Raw genomic sequence first — 16,871 nt, 5'->3', positions numbered from 1 at the left:
TCTGTTGTGATTCATTCATTTAGTAGATTATTACTTGTGGTTAATTTAAATATCCTAATCTCCCATCATACATTAAGAGCGATTTCATATGACTGACAATTTATTTAATTTGGAGCAGTTGGATCGGGCGAAAAAAGTGATGGAAATGTTGGCTTTTGGTCAAGATCCTTTTACTGAAAATAAACTCCCAAACGATACAATTCTTAATAATATTGAACTTGCACGCTCATTTTTCTTTACTGCCAAGGTCTTATCAGAAATAATAACAAATGGCATGCCTAAATCGAGATCTCGCTCATCAAGGATGGACAAAAAACCATTTGTGATTACTGATGAACAAATTCGGGCATCCATATCGCCAGTACCTCAAACTATCACTAATTTTATAATAAATATTAATAATGTTGTTCAAGATGATTCAATGGTAAAGATAAAATCAGTTAGTGTTACCTCCTGGCTCGTCGAACAAGGATTAATGGAAAAATCTGTTGATCCAATATCTCAGAAGGCTCTTCGACTACCAACCGAAAAAGGCAATTTTATGGGCATTACTGCCGAAAAGAGAACATCCGTCAATGGGGACTACACCGTAGCTCTCTATTCAAAGGAAGCCCAGTTATTCATTCTTGAAAATATTGATGATATCCTATCCTATAATTATGGGAAGGAATAATAGCTGAAATTATAAAATATGCCCAATATCTGTCGTATTTGTACTGCTAGAAAAAATAAAGGTTTGATTGCATGCACAACGTGCAGTATTTCCTCATCAAAACAAAAAGCCGATATCCGAAATGCCCAGTCATCTGAATTATTGGATTACACTCATCTTCCAGAAATCTTCTCTTCCTTCAAAAAAGATTGTAAAAATTATGCATATGATGATGATTTATCTCAATATATCCATCAAAAATATGATTCATATTATCGTGCATTATCAACTCCGGTAATTAGAAAATATATTGAGAAAAATATTTCAAACCTAAGAATCGAAAAAACTCAGATAGATCAGTTTATTGAAAAATATCATGCAATAAGAGAATCAGACCCTGAAAGGTCAACATCCAATCTCGTCGAATCCAACAAAGAATACTTCGACAAGATACTTTTGCCAATTGATAAAAGTATCTCACTTGATGCGGATCAACGAAAAGCTGTGGTAACCGATGGAGATCATTGTCTGATTATCGCCGGAGCGGGTGCTGGAAAAACAACGACCATGGCTGCAAAGGTGAAATACCTCGTAGATAAACAAGGTATATCTCAGGAGGATATTGTCGTTGTATCATACACAAATGAAGCCATTGGTGAACTTCAGGATAGGATTAACAATAAACTACACCTGCCCAATGTTCGAATATCCACATTTCATTCATTTGCCTTTAGTTTAATCAAACAACTGAGAAAAGATTCAGAAAATAGTAACCCGGAGGTAATCAGAGATGGTGGTTCATACAGTATCATCTCGGATTTACTCATCACCAAAATATACGAAAACAAATCATTATTGAGAAATCTGGTATTATTTTTGGGATACTATTTTGATCTCCCTGCAGATGTATTCAAGTTTGAAAATCTCAATCAATATCATGAATATAATGCTTCCCTGAATTATCAATCACTAAAAAGCAATCTTGGTGAATACATAAAAAAAGTTGCAGTGAAACGGGAAGCTAAAACTAAAACATTAACTGGGGAGTATCTCCGTTCGAATCAGGAAGTACAGATTGCAAACTTTCTCTATTTGCATAATCTGGAGTATGAATATGAGAGACCATATCCATATCTAATGCCAAATGCCAGAAAGAAGTATACTCCGGATTTCTACATCCAACAAGGAGAAAATAATGTCTATCTTGAACATTATGGAATCTCGGAGGATTATCAGAGTGATATATTCTCACCAGCTGAACTAAAAAGATACACAAAAAGTATTCAGGATAAGCGAAATCTGCATAAAGAACATCATACTACCCTTATTGAAACGTGGTCCGTATACAACGATCATCGCCAGCTCATAGATCATCTCGAGGATGTACTAACAGAGAATGGTTTCGGGTTGGAACTCCGGGATTTGACCGAAGTATACGAAAAACTCGTGGCTACTGACAAAGATAAATATATTTCGAAGCTCGCAGATTTTTTGAATAGGTTTATCGGACTCTTTAAATCCGCAGGATATACTAATGAGGATTTTGTCAAACTGCGGGAAAATGCCAATCCAAGAACGGAACTTTTTCTCAATATTGCAGAGCAGGTCTATGAATACTACCAAGACCAACTTCATCAGACGAATCATATCGATTTTGCCGATATGATCAATGATGCCTATTTCTATCTTAAGGAATTCAAAAAACAAGGAATTGTCCATCCCTACAAATACATTATTATCGATGAGTTCCAGGATATCGCCCGGCAACGATTCAATCTGACAAAAGAATTGGCAGATGTTACTCATGCCCAAGTAATTGCGGTGGGTGATGACTGGCAATCTATTTTCGCTTTCTCGGGTAGTGATATTACCTTGTTCCTTAAGTTTAGAGAAATTATGGGGTCAGGAAAAGAACTGCAGATTAATCATACGTACCGAAACTCGCAACAACTCATAGATATTGCAGGATCTTTTATTCAGAAAAACAGTAGTCAGATCACAAAGAAACTTATCTCCCCCAAATCCCTAACAGATCCCATTGTTCTGGTCCCCTATGATGACAGTCAAAATGCAATACAAAATCTGGCTGATGTTGTTACAGGTACTATTGGAAAAATATGTGAGGAATATGGATATGAATCTAAAATTCTCCTGATGGGTAGATATAATTTTGATATGAAAAATCTCGTGAATACAAAGAAATTCACTGAAATACAAAAAGGCAAATCAAAACGTGAAATCAGATGTGTGCAGTATCCTGAGGCAAAACTTGCATTTATGACCGCGCATAGTGCTAAGGGACTAGGGTATGATAATGTTATTCTTCTGAATATGCGTGAAGGTAAGTTCGGTTTCCCATGTCAAATAGAAGATGATCCTATTTTGAAACTTGTTACACATGAAGATATGACCATCCCCTTCGCGGAGGAACGTAGACTGTTCTATGTGGCATTGACCCGAACAAAAAATCACATCTATATTGCAACCCCCAAATATAATCCCTCCAGGTTCCTTTTGGAACTTATCAAAGATTATCCATTATCATATCCCGAAGATATGAGTTTGAAGGTTACCGAAAAATCAATATATAAATGTCCTGTTTGTGGGTGTCCGCTTAAGTATGAGTATAATAAAAATTATGGCATTCATCTTTATTTGTGTACAAATGAACCGGAAATTTGTAATTTTATGACAAATGATATAAAAAATAAGTATGATATTAAGAAATGTCCCGCATGTGAAGATGGATATTTAATTGTTAAAGTGAAAAATGGGGATGTTTTCTACGGTTGCACGAATTATCAGTATTCCAATTGTAATTATATGGAATCTCTTCTCAGTAAAACGAAATTTCAATAAAAAATTGGATTTCTCTTCATTGATGTAGGATACATGTAGGGTCATATGTAGGATAAAAACCCATTATTCTCCTTGAATTTGGGAATAAGGTATAATTATGACACTATGTAGGGTATGTAGGATAAACTGAGATCCATCTCCTACGGCAGAATATCTCTCAACTATCATCTCCCTATTCACACAACACAAAATCATCCTACATCCCTACATAAAAATACAAATATTCCTTTAAATCCAAAACAAAGAAAAATTCAGCCGTAAATGTATGTAGGGTGGAGGATTTTCACCCTACATTCACCCTACATGTCCTACATATCCTACAGAGAATCCGTAAGGCTTGTCTGTTTTTCGACGGGGACGAGTTGGTATCTCACACCTGGAGTCACCCGGATCTTCGTCAGATACCGGTCATATCCCGCAAACTTCTGATCCGCGATCTGCGAGATCCATTTACCCGTCATCACATCCGTCAGCGTTCCGGCAACCGCTGCCTTCACCAGATGATCCGGTGCATAATCCAGGATCGTCTGCGAAGAGACCTGGTGATCTTTGCGCATCTCGCCTTCCTGGACCAGGACCGTCTTCAGACCTGCCGGAGAAAACATCTCGCTCCCGAACTTGGCAAACAGCCGGGACAAAAGCTCGCAGCCTTCCGTCTCCGCCTCGTTCTCCGCTGTCTGGACCTCATCCATATTCGAAAGGACCTTACTAAACCCTGCTGCATACAGCGATCCGGCAATGATAGAATACCATTCAGGATACTCCGACAGATTTCCCGGACACGGCGGAGGCGCCGGACGTCCTTTCGCGATCCAGTTTTTCAGGAAAACCGCGAACGCCCACACGAGTTTTGGGTGCATCTCTTTCGCATAAGCGATCAGCTCATCCTTTTTCCGGGAAAACCGCAGCTCTTGCCAGGGTTTTGGCGCCATAATGTTTGTCACGATCACGCGTCCGCAGACATCGGCAGAGATCTTCAGATGATTCCCGTTCACACAAAACTGCGTGGTCACGACCCTTTCGACCTGATTCAGGCTCCCGAGATCCCGAAACGATGTCGTGCCGTTCCCCGACGTCGCCGTCAGCAGAAAATCCGAGACGAAGTTTCCACCCTGCGGCACGTTGTCGATCACCGCGTAGAGCGGACTCTCCTTTACGATCGTCTTGTGCAGTTTCTCCATCTCTTCCGGGCGGGACGGGGCAGGATAGACCTGCCGGTCACACCCGAACGCGGCGATCTCATTCACCCGCTGCAGAAAACTTCCGCCGGTCCGCGGACTGTTTTTGCGAACAGCATGGATCGGAAACGGGCCGGCAAGACTTGGTCTCAGCATCGCGGAAAAAACCGCTGCCAGATTGTTTTCATAATCCACCCGGTCTTTGAACAGGAACTCGTGATACACCGAATCAATATATTCCCGTGCGAGGATCAGGTCGGATTCCGTCGGGATCTCCGGGACAGGCGGGACATCCGTTTTTTTCAGGAAAAACCAGCCGGTCGTTTTATCGTAGCCTTCGCCGGAAAGGGTCCCGCCGTCTGGCATCAGCATCGCGCCAACATGGACGCCTTTGATCTCCGGCAGTCTGTCCAGCTCCTTTGCCGAGGCTTTCAGCACGCTTTCGAGCAGGTCGAAAGGAAGCGGGATCTCGGTCTTGGATTCATCGCCCGGTTTGTGCCAGCGGGAAAGTGCCGTCAGCAGGATACGGAGCCTGCCCCGGTCAAGAGGCGTGATCACACCGTCCATGATCTCGCACAGACGGCCGGCATAGATCCCGACAAAGGAACGGTTGGCGGTATTATAATACCGAAGAGCACTCCCGGCGCTTTTTACGGCCGCCGCCGTGTTTGCCGGCAGCTCCCGGGGGACCGGGACCGGAGAGACGGGGCATGGCTCACCCTCAGGTTCGTTTGGATCATACGTGAGGGTGATGTTCGGATGGCTGTTCAATGGCGGAAAGAGGGTCGAGAGGTCGAGCTCTTCCGCCGGAGAGGAGAGGGTCCCCTCTCTGCTTGGAATCGTCGAATCAATATCCATAAATTAGCTCGTATTCAGACTGTCGGACGGGTCGTTTCTCAGTATCCTGAGTATGGTATTTCAGTCCGGCAGAATGTAATGAGATATATGCTCTATGTAAGTAAAAAACCGCGTTTTTTTGCTCTCGTTTTCAGAATTTAAATAGATTTATATACAATATCATCCTCTGCCGAGCGGGAGGATCTCGATCGTGTATCCGTCCGGATCCTCGAGATAATAGACCACGCTTGCCTCGTTGACCGACTTCACGCAGCCCATTTTCTGGTGTTTTTCGAGGGATCCCTGAAAATCGTCGGTCGAGAATGCCAGATGCCTTCCGTTGTCGCCCGGTTCATACGGTTTTGTTCGACCGTTGATCTGCGTGAGTTCCAGTTTGTGGTTTGACTGACCGTCTCCCAGAAAAACGATCGTAACGTTCCCTGACTCGGGCACGATCCGTTTTACTTCAAAAAGTCCCAAAGCTTCTGCATAGAACTTCATCGATCGGTCGAGATCGAGCACGTTGATGTTGTTGTGGATCATCCGAAACTGCATACAGATACCTCTCTTCTGAAATATTTAAGCGATCCGTTGATCTGAATACAAAAATAAGATATCTCCACCGCGGACCGCTCCGCGCCGGAGTCGCGGCCCCGCACCCCGGGATAAAAAAAGAGATCGGCTCTCCTCTTTTAAAAACAGAAGAGCATATATTCCTCCACCCCTGTCCCCCTTTTCGTGCATTTCGTTGATTTTTGTGGTTTTCGTGTGGGCGGGGTGAGCCATCAGGCTCGCCCTTAGCCGAGCAAACCGAAGGTTTGCGTGGGGGACGGGGGAGGGTAATACATGGAGATCGTCCAACGAACTTTTCTCTTTTCGTGTTTTCGTCGTGTTTTCGTGCATTTCGTGTGATGGATGCGCTCATCAAAAAAGAATCCCATACACCAAATCGAAAATCACACCAAAACACCCCAAAAAAATAATAGAGATTCTCCCACCCCTCCGCCCTTGTCCCCCTTATCGTGAATTTCGTGTGATGAGCGGGGTGAGTTGTCAGGCTCGCCCTTAGCCGGGCAAACCAAAAGTTTGCGCGATGAGCAGATCGTGCCCACAGTCACAGGGCTTTTTGAGTGAGAAAAAGAGTCCTCGGATAAATGCGGTGTAGGGTCCAGGGTGAGTAAGGTCGATCCGTTGATCTGAAAAAAGTTGAGAATAAATCTCAAGTATATTATTTGGGACTTAGATGAAAAGGTTCAGCAGGTAAATGACGACACCGACGACACCTGCGACCACTAACACAACTGTTGGTTTAATGTGAAACGCTTTGCGGTCATCTGCATCGTAGTAGGTAACCAGACCTGCTGATGAACTTAGTCCTCTGCCCGAGTTCTTTGCTGCCATATCCTATTATATTCATCCTCTACCCATATAAAAGAACAGGAGATCACGGATCAATGCAGGGGGAAATACTGGAAGGATTGGCATTCACCGGGGATGAGTTTACCCCGCGTAATGTGAAAATCGTCATCGAAAACGGGCATATCTCTGAGATGACCGAGAGTAAAACCGCCTCCTCTCAATGGATCGTTCCGGCCTTTTTCAACGCGCATACCCACATCGCCGACACGGTCGGGATGGATACGCCAATCGACCGGCCGCTGGCGGAACTCGTCGCCCCGCCGAACGGGCTGAAGCACCGGCTTTTGCGGGAAACGCCCCCGGATCGTCTGGTCTCTGCAATGCAGGATACGATTCGGTTCATGAAGGTGACCGGGACCCTCGGCTTTGCGGATTTCCGGGAAGGGGGAAAGGCAGGTGTCGATCTTCTCAATCAGGCTGCAGATCCTTCAGTGGGCATGTTCGTCTTCGGGAGAGACGGCGGCGAGTTTGCCGCCCAGGGTTTTGGTCTTTCCAGTGCGAAAGGCACGGCGGCGGAGGAAGAGGCCGTCCGCCTTGCAAAACAGGCCGGGAAACTTTTCGCCGTGCATGCAGGCGAAGCGGGAGTCAAAGACATTGAGGCGGCTTTTGCTCTCGATCCTGATCTGATCATCCATGCCACGCATTTTACGAAAGCCCATATTCGTGAGGCGACAGACCGCGATATCCCGATCGTCATCTGTCCCCGGTCGAACTGGCTTCTTGGGGCGACCGCCGATGCCCGTCGTCCGCCTGTTCATGAAATGCTGGATGCCGGATGCCGGGTTTTTCTCGGGACCGACAATGTGATGTTTGTCGCTCCGGATATGTTCGCCGAAGCAGCATTCCTGCAGACCATATACAAAATAGATTCCATAGACATTCTCCGGATGATGACGGACGGCTTCTCTCTTATGGGCAGGAGAGGGAGAATCGAGGTGGGCGGGTCAGCCGATCTTCTCCTCCTTGACGGCGGGTATGCCGGCCGCTGGACGCAGGATCCTCTCACATCTCTGATCACCCGGCTCGGTTCCCGGGGCATCACCCGGGTCATTTCCCGGGGTAATACCATCTCTTTATAACCTTGCAGGAGTAATTTACACATAAAGTAGGAGGTTCTAAAAAATGTTTACCAAGATACTTGTTGCGATCGATGGATCCGACATCAGCAAAATTGCATTCAATAAAGCGATTGAACTGGCAAAAATGTCCAAAGCCGAACTGCATGCAATCTACGTTATCGAGTCAGGTATGATCTCGCCCGGACCGGTGGACACATCCTGGGAACTGATCTATCAGCGGTTTGAAAAAGAAGGCCGGGATGTCATGGCGGAACTGGTTGAGGAAGCATCCAAGAAAGGTGTGAACGTCATTCCCCATCTTGAGGCAGGACATGCCGGTGATACGATCATCAATACAGCACTTGAGCTTGAATGTGATCTTATTGTTGTCGGATCCCGCGGTAAGAGCAAACTCGACCGCCTTCTGATTGGCAGCGTATCAATGCATATCGTCAACTATGCGAAAACCAGCACGCTGATCATCAAAAACTAACCCCCCTAAACTTTTTTCCGCGCGAATAGGTGATTCGTCGGCATTTTCGCGCCAAAATCCTCCGAAGGAATGTAAGCGTTATTTATCTCCTGCACTCCAAGAAATACACACGGATTTTCTGTAACGGAAAACCGATTAGGTCGATCTGTGTGACCGGCCTGAATCCTGAGGTGAATATCATGACGGAAATGTTAGCAAAAGATTACATGACAAAAGATGTTGTCACGGTCGAGATCCCCTCGGGCCGCGATGATGTTCTGCGTATTCTCAAGCGGACCGGAATTAGTGGTGTCCCGGTGGTGAAAGGTCCCCAGAAAAAGCTCCTCGGTATCGTTACCAGAAAAGATATTCTGCGTAAACCGGAAGAAACCCAGGTTGCCCTTCTCATGTCCTCCGAGCCGCTGACGATCCGTCCTGATGTTACTCTCTCTGAAGCTGCAGAGATCATGACGAAGATGAATGTCCGTCGTCTGCCTGTCGTCGAAGGCGAGAATCTCATTGGTATTTTAAGCGTTTCCGATCTTGTCGGAGCGGTTGCGAAACTTCGGGATGTCTGCGAGATCAGAAATGGATATGTCAGCAGAAAGACGTATGCCCTTTGGGAAGAGACCCCTCTGCCGGTCGTCGGCCGGATCATGGAACTCGCCCACACAGATGCCATGCCGATCCTGAACTCGGAGAACAAACTCACCGGGATCATCTCCGAGCGTGATCTTATCAGATGCTCAAGTATCGAGGATGATGTCCAGACGAGTGACTTCTCGACCGGAACGGATGACGATGAGTGGACTTGGGAGAGTATTCGCGATAATCACACGATCTCTTACGGTGTCTCCAAAGTCGAGCTTCCGAACCGTCCTGTCAAGGTCTGCATGGTCAGAAAGGTCATATCTGTTCCAAACAATGCAGAGGTCAGCGACTGTGCTCTGCGGATGAAACGCGGACGGGTTGACCAGATGCCGATCATCGACAACGATCAGCGGCTTTCCGGCATGCTGTTCGACCGTGATCTGATCCGGGCACTTATCAAATAACTATTCCGGGACCCCTTCCCCTCATTTTTTATTCCCTGATGGGAAGCTATATTAGTGTTCTTCTCCCACTTTTAATTATGACAAAACCGGTATTATATGACTTCTTCGCCACCTGGTGCGGACCCTGCAGAATCCAGAGCCCTATTGTCCACGATCTTGCAAAAAAACTTGGTGATAAGGTTGACGTCCAGATGGTCGATGTGGATGAGCACGGAGATCTTGCAAACAAGTATTCCATCAGCGTAGTTCCGACTCTCATCATCGAAAAGGACGGTAAGGTCATCCAGCGACTTGAGGGAGTTACCGATGCAGCAACGCTTGAGAGCCTTCTTATGGCACTCATCTGAACTGAAGCGATAGGACGCTTCACCATTCTTTTTTTACACTCAGCACTAATACTTTAGGCATGACTCCGATCTCTGTAGAAGTTATTGGCTATACATACCGCCCCTGTGGTCCGTTCCCCTGTGATAAGGATCGTTCCTGCGGGCTTGTGGAATGTTTTGAGAAGGAAACGATGGTGTTTGCGTTTCCGGCACTGGAAAAAGCTCTAAATGAGAAGTACGGCGACCGGGTGTCGGTGACGCTCACGTCACTGGACGCCGGGATCCCTGAACGTGTCGTCGAGATTGTGAGGGTCGATCACCCGCCGCTGCCGATCATTTTGATCAATGGTAAACTTGTGCCGGTGGGTGCCGTTTCCGTGCCGAGGATTTCAGAATATATCGATGCGGCACTCTGAGCCGCTCTTTTTTTATTTGTGCAGTTTTTCTTATTGCTATGTCGATTCGTTAGGCTGGATAGGTTAGCTTAAAGGGTTCTGCTCCCTCCAAAAAAGTCCTTGAGAATCCAATCATTCTTTTAGCATAAATGCATGGAATATCGATACCATTCCTGCGAGAAATAACGCTAATCCCACGATAACGACTGGTATTTGTAAAATATCCGGGGTGCCGCAAAGTTGCGGAAATATGCCAAGCGACATCATAAATCCTGCGATAGGAAATCCAATGATGAATCCACCTGCAAAAAACAAAACCCTTTTAATTAATGTTTCAGGATTTGAGATGAAATTCATTATTTTATGTTTGTATATATGTAAATAAATAATTTTCTCATATGGTATTTGAGAGATATTTTTAATTATTTCCCAAGTAATATCCATTTTGTTTACTTATACTCACATATAATTTTTTTCCTCAATGCCTCAAGAAAAAAATGTGGAAATAAAAAAATAAGAAATTATCTGTATGTTTTCGTCAGATACAGAACTTTACAGCAGTGTTCGGCGAGTGAGGTGTACAGATATGCCTGATCCAGATCTCGTCCGGCTGCGAAGGTCCCGTGACCTTTGGCGATGACGATGTTTGTAGAACTGAGGCCTTCTGCGACCACGTCCGCGAGCTTCTCTGATCCGCAGGGTCCGTCGACGACCTGGATCGTCGGGGCAAGCAGTTTTCCTTCGCTGTCAATAGTAATGATCTCAGAGTCGGTGAGAAGTGAGAGGGCCACGGCATACGGCGGGTGGGCGTGGACGATTGCTTTGTGCTCCGAGGTATTGTAGACGGCGGTGTGGACCCGCCATTCGCTGGATGCACCCGGGGTGACCCGGCCGTTTAGGGGCATCAGGACGATCTGTTCCGGGTCAGCGTCCAGATAGGAGCCAGTTTTGGTGATGAAGTATCCCTCATCGATCCTCACGCTCATGTTGCCGAAGTTTCCTCCGACCAGATGTTCAGAAAACAGCCGTTTGCCGATCCGCGTAAAGTCGGGCTGCATCTCAGTGTCCCTGGCCCATCAGCCGAACGAGAATGGCTTTCTGGGCATGCAGCCGGTTCTCCGCCTGATCCCAGACTCCGCTCTGCATGGAGTCGATAACTTCGTCGGTGATCTCTTCGCCTCGGTGGGCAGGAAGACAGTGCAAAACGAGCGCGTCCGAGGCTGCCTTGTTCAGCAGGGCGGTGTCGAGCTGGTATCCGACGAAGTCTTTGAGCTTGGTCTCTTTGATATCCTCTTCACCCATTGAGATCCAGGTGTCCGTATAGATCGCGTGGGCATCGGTTACCGCTTTGACCGGGTCATCGTAGATGGTGACTTTGCCGCCGTTTTCTTTCGCAAATCTCACCGCATCGGGGTCGGGTTCGTATCCTTTCGGGGTTCCGACTGCGATTTCCATGCCAGTTTGGACGGACGACATGATGAGCGAATTGCAGACATTGTTTCCATCCCCGATCCAGGCAATCTTCAGCCCGTCCAGTTCCCCGAACTTTTCTTTGAGGGTGAGCGAGTCGGCCATGATCTGACATGGGTGCTCTTTGTCGGAGAGTGCATTTATGACAGGGATGGATGCGTATTTCGCGAACTCGGTGATCGTTTCGTGTCTATAGGTCCGCATGATCGCTCCGTGAACGTACCGGGACATCACCCGAGCCGTATCGGCGACGGTTTCGCCGCGGCCGAGCTGGGTGTCCCTTGCGTTCAGGTAGAGTGCGTATCCGCCGAGATCGTACATGCCGACATCAAACGACATCCGTGTTCTGGTGGATGCCTTCTCGAAGAGCATCGCGAGTGTTTTTCCGGCGAGGAGCGGATGGGGGACACCCGCATACCGCTGGCGTTTGAGCCGGGCGGCGAGTGTGAGTATGTCTTCGTACTCTTCAGCTGAAAGGTCGGTGATCGAAATGAAATCTTTTTTCATGATCGTAATTCCTTCATGTGGGCGATGCGTTTTGCAAACAGGGTTTCTGTTCCGATATCACTCCGGTATCTGACGTTTCCGGATACATTTCTGCATGCCGATTCTGCATACTTTTCTGCTTCGGCGAGTGAGTCTCCGATCCCGACGTATGCCATCGTGCGGGAGGTCAGTGTTTTCAAGACACCGTTTTCCTGAGCGATGTTCGCATAGTACAGGACAGTGTTTTCTGCCGGACCGACGGTGATGATATCACCTGCGTGGGGTTTATCGGGGTAGTCCATTGGGACAATGTATTTGCAGACCGTTGCCTTCTTTTCAAAGGAGACGTCCTTTGCCGAAAGCGTGCCGTTGATGATGTGTTCTGCGATGGTCAGGAAGTCAGACGTCAGGATCGACAAGACGTTCATTGCTTCGGGGTCGCCGAACCGTGCATTGAACTCGATCACTTTCGGTCCGGTTTTTGTGTTCATAAATTGGCCGTAGAGAATGCCTTTGTAGGGGCTCCCTTCTTTTGCGAGGGCGTCGATCGTTGCCTGCATGATGGAGATCGCCTGAGCGTAGTCTTCGTCGGTGACAAAGGGGAACTTGTGGTCTTCGAGTGAGTAAGAGCCCATTCCGCCGGTGTTTGGGCCAATGTCTCCTTCAAATGCCCGTTTGTGATCCTGTACGAGCGGCATGGGAACGAGATGTTTGCCGTCTACGAATGCCATCAACGTGAACTCTTCGCCGAGAAGACGTTCTTCGAGGATGATAACCTGATCTTTCAGGGTCATGGCATATTCGACTGCTCCTTCGCGGTCGACCTGTTCGCCCATAACTTTGACCCCTTTTCCGCCGGTAAGACCGGTCGGTTTAACTGCAAGGTCACCTGGATATTCTCGAATGAATGCAGCGGCTTCGGTTGGGGTATTGCAGAGTTTGTATGCCGGGCAGCCGTCGATCCCGTATTTATTCATGAGTCCGCGGCAGAACCCTTTGTCTGTCTCGATTTTGGCGGCTGCTTTGACCGGCCCTACACAGCCGATCCCTTCTTTTGTGAGTGCATCGGCGAGGCCTGCTTCAAGCGGGGCTTCGGGTCCGACGACGGCGTATTGGATATTGTGTTCTTTTGCGAAGGTCAGAACTGCGGGGACATCCGTTTCCGCGTGGATGAAGGATTCGCGGGCTATTTTTGCGATTCCCGGATTCTTTTTCCCCATGACGGAGTAGAGTTCAACGTTCGCATTTTTGGTGAGTGCTAAGCAGATGGCGTGTTCCCTTCCGCCACCTCCGGCCACTAATATTTTCATATCCTTATCTATGGCGCGTCAACAGTCAAATAATGTTTCCAATAACTCGGGATTTGCCGCCCCGTATCACTGTGGAGGCAGGAAACTCGTTCACTCGTCCTCAAAGGAAAACAGTTCTTCCACCGGCATTTGAAGAATCTTTGCCAGATCGAATCCGAGCTTGAGTGAGGGGTTGTATTTCCCCTTTTCCAGATGGACAATTGTCTCCCGACGCACGCCCGCGAGTTCTGCCAGTTCCCCCTGGGTCATGTCAAGTTTTTGCCGGCATTCGCGAATGCGTGTCTGCATCACTCCTCCTGAGAATGAACGTTTTCCATCATTTCGTAGATGATCAGACGGAGAATAAACACAATGATCGAAAAAACGAACACCAATGTGAAGAGGATCGGGATATATTCCGGAACGTTGAGTATGACAACTGCACAGAGTGCTGCGCAGAATAATACAACCGAGGTAAAGAATGCCGTGGTTGCGGATCTTTTCACATATGCATCAAAGAGTTCATCATATTTTTTCAGAGCGTAGGTGAAGAATACAAAGAATCCGAAGAATCCGAAATATCCATAATTCCCGGTATAGAATCCGAGAAAGCCAAGGAACCCGATAAGTCCCATCAATGAAATCATATTCACATGTGATATATTTGTCACAATATGTTATAAATATATCACATTAATTTTTGATGCGTTTATCTATTTGGAAATGAGAAAAAAATTATGCGAGGAGTTCGCTTGCTTTGACGAGCGGGTGCAGCGTGATGCCTTCTGCGGCCAGAAGCTCTTTTGCCCCGCCTTCCCGGTCAACGACGGTGACGACGGAATCGATCATTGCCCCGGCTTTTCTCAGTTCATTGATGCCGTGTTTCGATGAACCGCCGGATGTCGTGACGTCTTCGATCAGGAGGACCCGTTTTCCTTTTACGTTTCCGATGATCATCTCGCTTTTCCCATGGTCTTTTGCTGCTGCCCGGATAACGGCGCAGGGTTTGTCTGCTGCCAGAGAAACGGCCACGGCGAGTGGTACCCCGCCGACGGCCACTCCGGCGATGCACTCGAACTCGTATTTTGCTGCGACCTCCGCGGCGATCTCAGAGAGCAGTTTCGGCTGCATGATCGCTGTTTTCACATCGATGTAATACCTGCTTTGAGCACCGGACGCCAAGGTGAAATCCCCAAACTCCACTGCCTTATACTGAACCAGAAGATCTAATATTCTATTTACCATGGTACGTCCTTTAACCCGAGTAAGTATCCGATAATATTTGTTCCTCTATGTAATAGAGGTGACAGTATAAGGATCGCAATTAAGGTCGCTACCAGGAATCCGACCGAGTCAAAGTTCTCGGCGAACCATCCGATATTCCCGGTCACGAGTAATGCGAGTGTCATCAGGACAAGGGACCCGACGACCATGTCATACATATCTGCAAGGGGCCATTTGGCTCCCCGGTCTTTTCCCATTCTGCGCTTGAAGTAACTCTTGACCATGTCGCCGAGAAGAGCTCCCGTGGCGAGGGCACATACGGTGACAATCGTCTGTTTCGGCAGGAAATCCAGCTGGAAGTAGTCAACCAGAAAGATCTGTATGAATCCGAAGATGATACCGACAATGATGCCGCCGATAAGGCCGCGCCAGGTTTTTCCGTCACCAAGGATCCGTCGTCCGTCTTTTGCGCATCTGCCGAAATCGATCGGTGTCCCTCCGCCAATGAGCGCGGCGGCTGGGTTTGGAATATATGCGGGGATCATAATCCATACTGCCCATAGACAGGCCATGCCAACTGTCATCAAAATATCTGTTATCAATCTCTCACTCTCATTCTTTTATAGTTACACGCGAATTAGTATAATAATTATATTTCAAGGGAGTTAACCATGACGCCGATAAAAAGAACGAAAAGCCTGTGCCCCGTTTGTGGTAAATTGCTTGACGCGGAGATTACTGAAGAGGACGGCGCAATATGGATATGCCGGACCTGTCCGGAACACGGTTATGCAAGGACACTGTATTGGTCGGACGCTGAGATGTACCGGCGGTTTGACGCCTATGACAGAGTCGGCAGGGGTGTGGAAAATCCGAATGTTGACCTTCCTGGAGAGTGTACGACCCGCTGCGGTCTTTGTTCTAATCACAAATCAGGAACACTTCTTGCAAACATCGATGTAACGAACCGTTGTAATCTCAAATGCGAGTTCTGTTTTGCCAATGCCAGAGCATGCGGCTATGTGTATGAACCGACGTTCGATGAGATCACTTCGATGCTCACACTCCTGAGAAATGAACAGCCTGTGGCATGTCCGGCGGTCCAGTTTTCCGGCGGCGAGCCCACGATGCGCGATGATCTTGCGGAGATCATCAAAAAAGCCCGTGAACTCGGGTTCAGCCAGGTGCAGATGGCCTCAAACGGCGTCAAGCTCGCTCAAAACCCGAAGCTCGCACAGGAACTGCGGGATGCAGGTCTTTCAACGGTGTATCTGCATTTTGATGGCGTTTCAAAAGAGACGAATCCTCTCCTGGAAAAAACCAGTCTGCCGGCAATCGAAAACTGCCGGAAAGCAGGTCTTGGCATTGTCCTCGTCCCGACGATCATCAACGGGAAAAACAACCATGAGATCGGGGACATCATTCGGTTCGCGAGCAAAAATGTCGACATCATCCGGGGGATCAATTTCCAGCCGGTCGCCTTCACGGGCGCGGCAAAGGAGGATGACGTCATTCGCGAACGTGTCACCATTCCTGATATCACCCGTTCTATCGATGAGCAGATGAACGGCAAACTCAAGTCATCAGATTTCTATCCGATTCCGTCGGTAATGACCATCTGTGATCTGATCGAGGCATACACCGGAAAACCGCAGATCATGTTTTGTGCCCACCCGCACTGCGGAGCAGCGACCTACGGGTTTGTGAATGATGAGGGCGATCTCGTGCCGATCACCCGGTTCGTTGATGTGGAGAAGTTCTTTGCCGAGGCAGCCACCTTGGCGGGTCGATTTAAGACCGCCGGGAAGACCGGGAAGTATCTGGCAATGGCCACGGGTCTAGGTAAGATCAACAAGGCTGTTTCAAAGGAAGAGGTCGAAGGGATCCGAATCGATCTGAAGAAACTCATCTACGATGCTCTCGTCAAACACGACTATGACTCGATCGGGAAATTCCACGAAAATGCTCTCTTTATCGGCACGATGCATTTCATGGATGCCTTCAACTACGACACCGACCGTGTCTCAAGATGCTGTATCCATTATGCGACCCCGGATGGCAGACTCATCCCGTTCTGTACCTATAACAGCGGCCCGACCTATCGGGAAGAGGTATGGAAGAAGGGAGCAAAACCTCTGTCAGAGTAAGGTG

General features: G+C 47.6%; 19 protein-coding genes. 8 read left to right on the top strand and 11 right to left on the bottom strand.

Going from position 1 to position 16,871, the window contains the following annotated elements:
- The first annotated feature begins 88 nt into the window (after positions 1 to 88).
- Together Q7J08_RS05890 and Q7J08_RS05885 are read left to right on the top strand one after the other, a co-directional pair.
- On the top strand, positions 89 to 673 hold the full coding sequence (locus Q7J08_RS05890) for a hypothetical protein (protein WP_304910764.1): 585 nt from the start codon (positions 89 to 91) through the stop codon (positions 671 to 673).
- 63 nt (positions 674 to 736) lie between these two features.
- On the top strand, positions 737 to 3,511 hold the full coding sequence (locus tag Q7J08_RS05885; RefSeq protein ID WP_304910763.1) for a UvrD-helicase domain-containing protein: 2,775 nt from the start codon (positions 737 to 739) through the stop codon (positions 3,509 to 3,511).
- A gap of 317 nt (positions 3,512 to 3,828) precedes the next feature.
- On the opposite strand, the gene Q7J08_RS05880 is transcribed toward Q7J08_RS05885, so the two are convergent.
- The 3 genes from Q7J08_RS05880 to Q7J08_RS05870 all read right to left on the bottom strand — a co-directional run bounded on the left by Q7J08_RS05880 (position 3,829) and on the right by Q7J08_RS05870 (position 6,927).
- Positions 3,829 to 5,547: a hypothetical protein gene (locus Q7J08_RS05880; protein ID WP_304910762.1), complete on the bottom strand. Its 1,719-nt coding sequence runs from the start codon at positions 5,545 to 5,547 to the stop codon at positions 3,829 to 3,831.
- Positions 5,548 to 5,706: 159 nt separating this feature from the next.
- Positions 5,707 to 6,081 (bottom strand): VOC family protein, encoded by a 375-nt coding sequence (locus Q7J08_RS05875; protein WP_304910761.1) that lies wholly within the window; start codon positions 6,079 to 6,081, stop codon positions 5,707 to 5,709.
- Between the two features lie 684 nt (positions 6,082 to 6,765).
- Complete coding sequence (locus Q7J08_RS05870) at positions 6,766 to 6,927, bottom strand: preprotein translocase subunit Sec61beta (RefSeq protein WP_304910760.1); 162 nt, start codon at positions 6,925 to 6,927, stop codon at positions 6,766 to 6,768.
- A 53-nt stretch (positions 6,928 to 6,980) separates the two neighbouring features.
- Between Q7J08_RS05870 and Q7J08_RS05865 the strand changes: the two genes are divergently transcribed.
- The 5 genes from Q7J08_RS05865 to Q7J08_RS05845 all read left to right on the top strand — a co-directional run bounded on the left by Q7J08_RS05865 (position 6,981) and on the right by Q7J08_RS05845 (position 10,272).
- Positions 6,981 to 8,024 carry an amidohydrolase family protein gene (locus tag Q7J08_RS05865; RefSeq protein WP_304910759.1) on the top strand — a complete coding sequence of 348 codons (1,044 nt, stop codon included), beginning with the start codon at positions 6,981 to 6,983 and terminating at the stop codon, positions 8,022 to 8,024.
- A 43-nt stretch (positions 8,025 to 8,067) separates the two neighbouring features.
- The gene (locus Q7J08_RS05860) at positions 8,068 to 8,496 is read left to right on the top strand and encodes a universal stress protein (RefSeq protein WP_304910758.1); all 429 of its coding nucleotides are present in this window, start codon (positions 8,068 to 8,070) and stop codon (positions 8,494 to 8,496) included.
- 188 nt (positions 8,497 to 8,684) lie between these two features.
- The gene (locus tag Q7J08_RS05855) at positions 8,685 to 9,530 is read left to right on the top strand and encodes a CBS domain-containing protein (RefSeq protein WP_304910807.1); all 846 of its coding nucleotides are present in this window, start codon (positions 8,685 to 8,687) and stop codon (positions 9,528 to 9,530) included.
- A 77-nt stretch (positions 9,531 to 9,607) separates the two neighbouring features.
- Positions 9,608 to 9,877 (top strand): co-chaperone YbbN, encoded by a 270-nt coding sequence (locus Q7J08_RS05850; protein WP_304910757.1) that lies wholly within the window; start codon positions 9,608 to 9,610, stop codon positions 9,875 to 9,877.
- Between the two features lie 59 nt (positions 9,878 to 9,936).
- On the top strand, positions 9,937 to 10,272 hold the full coding sequence (locus Q7J08_RS05845) for a hypothetical protein (protein ID WP_304910756.1): 336 nt from the start codon (positions 9,937 to 9,939) through the stop codon (positions 10,270 to 10,272).
- 111 nt (positions 10,273 to 10,383) lie between these two features.
- On the opposite strand, the gene Q7J08_RS05840 is transcribed toward Q7J08_RS05845, so the two are convergent.
- The 8 genes from Q7J08_RS05840 to Q7J08_RS05805 all read right to left on the bottom strand — a co-directional run bounded on the left by Q7J08_RS05840 (position 10,384) and on the right by Q7J08_RS05805 (position 15,265).
- The gene (locus tag Q7J08_RS05840; protein WP_304910755.1) at positions 10,384 to 10,695 is read right to left on the bottom strand and encodes a hypothetical protein; all 312 of its coding nucleotides are present in this window, start codon (positions 10,693 to 10,695) and stop codon (positions 10,384 to 10,386) included.
- Between the two features lie 77 nt (positions 10,696 to 10,772).
- On the bottom strand, positions 10,773 to 11,309 hold the full coding sequence (locus tag Q7J08_RS05835; protein ID WP_304910754.1) for an aldolase: 537 nt from the start codon (positions 11,307 to 11,309) through the stop codon (positions 10,773 to 10,775).
- 1 nt (position 11,310) lies between these two features.
- Positions 11,311 to 12,228: an ornithine carbamoyltransferase gene (argF, locus tag Q7J08_RS05830; RefSeq protein ID WP_304910753.1), complete on the bottom strand. Its 918-nt coding sequence runs from the start codon at positions 12,226 to 12,228 to the stop codon at positions 11,311 to 11,313.
- Positions 12,225 to 13,517: a phosphoribosylamine--glycine ligase gene (gene purD / locus Q7J08_RS05825; RefSeq protein ID WP_304910752.1), complete on the bottom strand. Its 1,293-nt coding sequence runs from the start codon at positions 13,515 to 13,517 to the stop codon at positions 12,225 to 12,227. Before purD ends, argF begins: the two co-directional genes overlap by 4 nt.
- A gap of 90 nt (positions 13,518 to 13,607) precedes the next feature.
- Positions 13,608 to 13,805 (bottom strand): helix-turn-helix transcriptional regulator, encoded by a 198-nt coding sequence (locus Q7J08_RS05820; RefSeq protein ID WP_304910751.1) that lies wholly within the window; start codon positions 13,803 to 13,805, stop codon positions 13,608 to 13,610.
- Positions 13,805 to 14,143 (bottom strand): DUF3796 domain-containing protein, encoded by a 339-nt coding sequence (locus Q7J08_RS05815; protein ID WP_304910750.1) that lies wholly within the window; start codon positions 14,141 to 14,143, stop codon positions 13,805 to 13,807. Before Q7J08_RS05815 ends, Q7J08_RS05820 begins: the two co-directional genes overlap by 1 nt.
- Positions 14,144 to 14,231: 88 nt before the next feature.
- Entirely contained in the window at positions 14,232 to 14,741 is a 510-nt protein-coding gene (gene pyrE / locus Q7J08_RS05810) for an orotate phosphoribosyltransferase (protein WP_304910749.1), read from the bottom strand.
- Positions 14,735 to 15,265 (bottom strand): CDP-2,3-bis-(O-geranylgeranyl)-sn-glycerol synthase, encoded by a 531-nt coding sequence (locus Q7J08_RS05805; RefSeq protein WP_304910806.1) that lies wholly within the window; start codon positions 15,263 to 15,265, stop codon positions 14,735 to 14,737. Before Q7J08_RS05805 ends, pyrE begins: the two co-directional genes overlap by 7 nt.
- 126 nt (positions 15,266 to 15,391) lie before the next feature.
- On the opposite strand from Q7J08_RS05805, the gene tes reads away from it, so the two are divergent.
- Positions 15,392 to 16,867: a tetraether lipid synthase Tes gene (gene tes / locus Q7J08_RS05800; RefSeq protein WP_304910748.1), complete on the top strand. Its 1,476-nt coding sequence runs from the start codon at positions 15,392 to 15,394 to the stop codon at positions 16,865 to 16,867.
- Positions 16,868 to 16,871 lie beyond the last annotated feature (4 nt).

The sequence above is a fragment of the Methanocorpusculum sp. genome (assembly GCF_030655665.1).
Taxonomy (GTDB): Archaea; Halobacteriota; Methanomicrobia; order Methanomicrobiales; family Methanocorpusculaceae; genus Methanocorpusculum.
The sequence above is the reverse complement of the archived record's forward strand: the minus strand, read 5'-3'. Positions and strand labels throughout refer to the sequence as shown.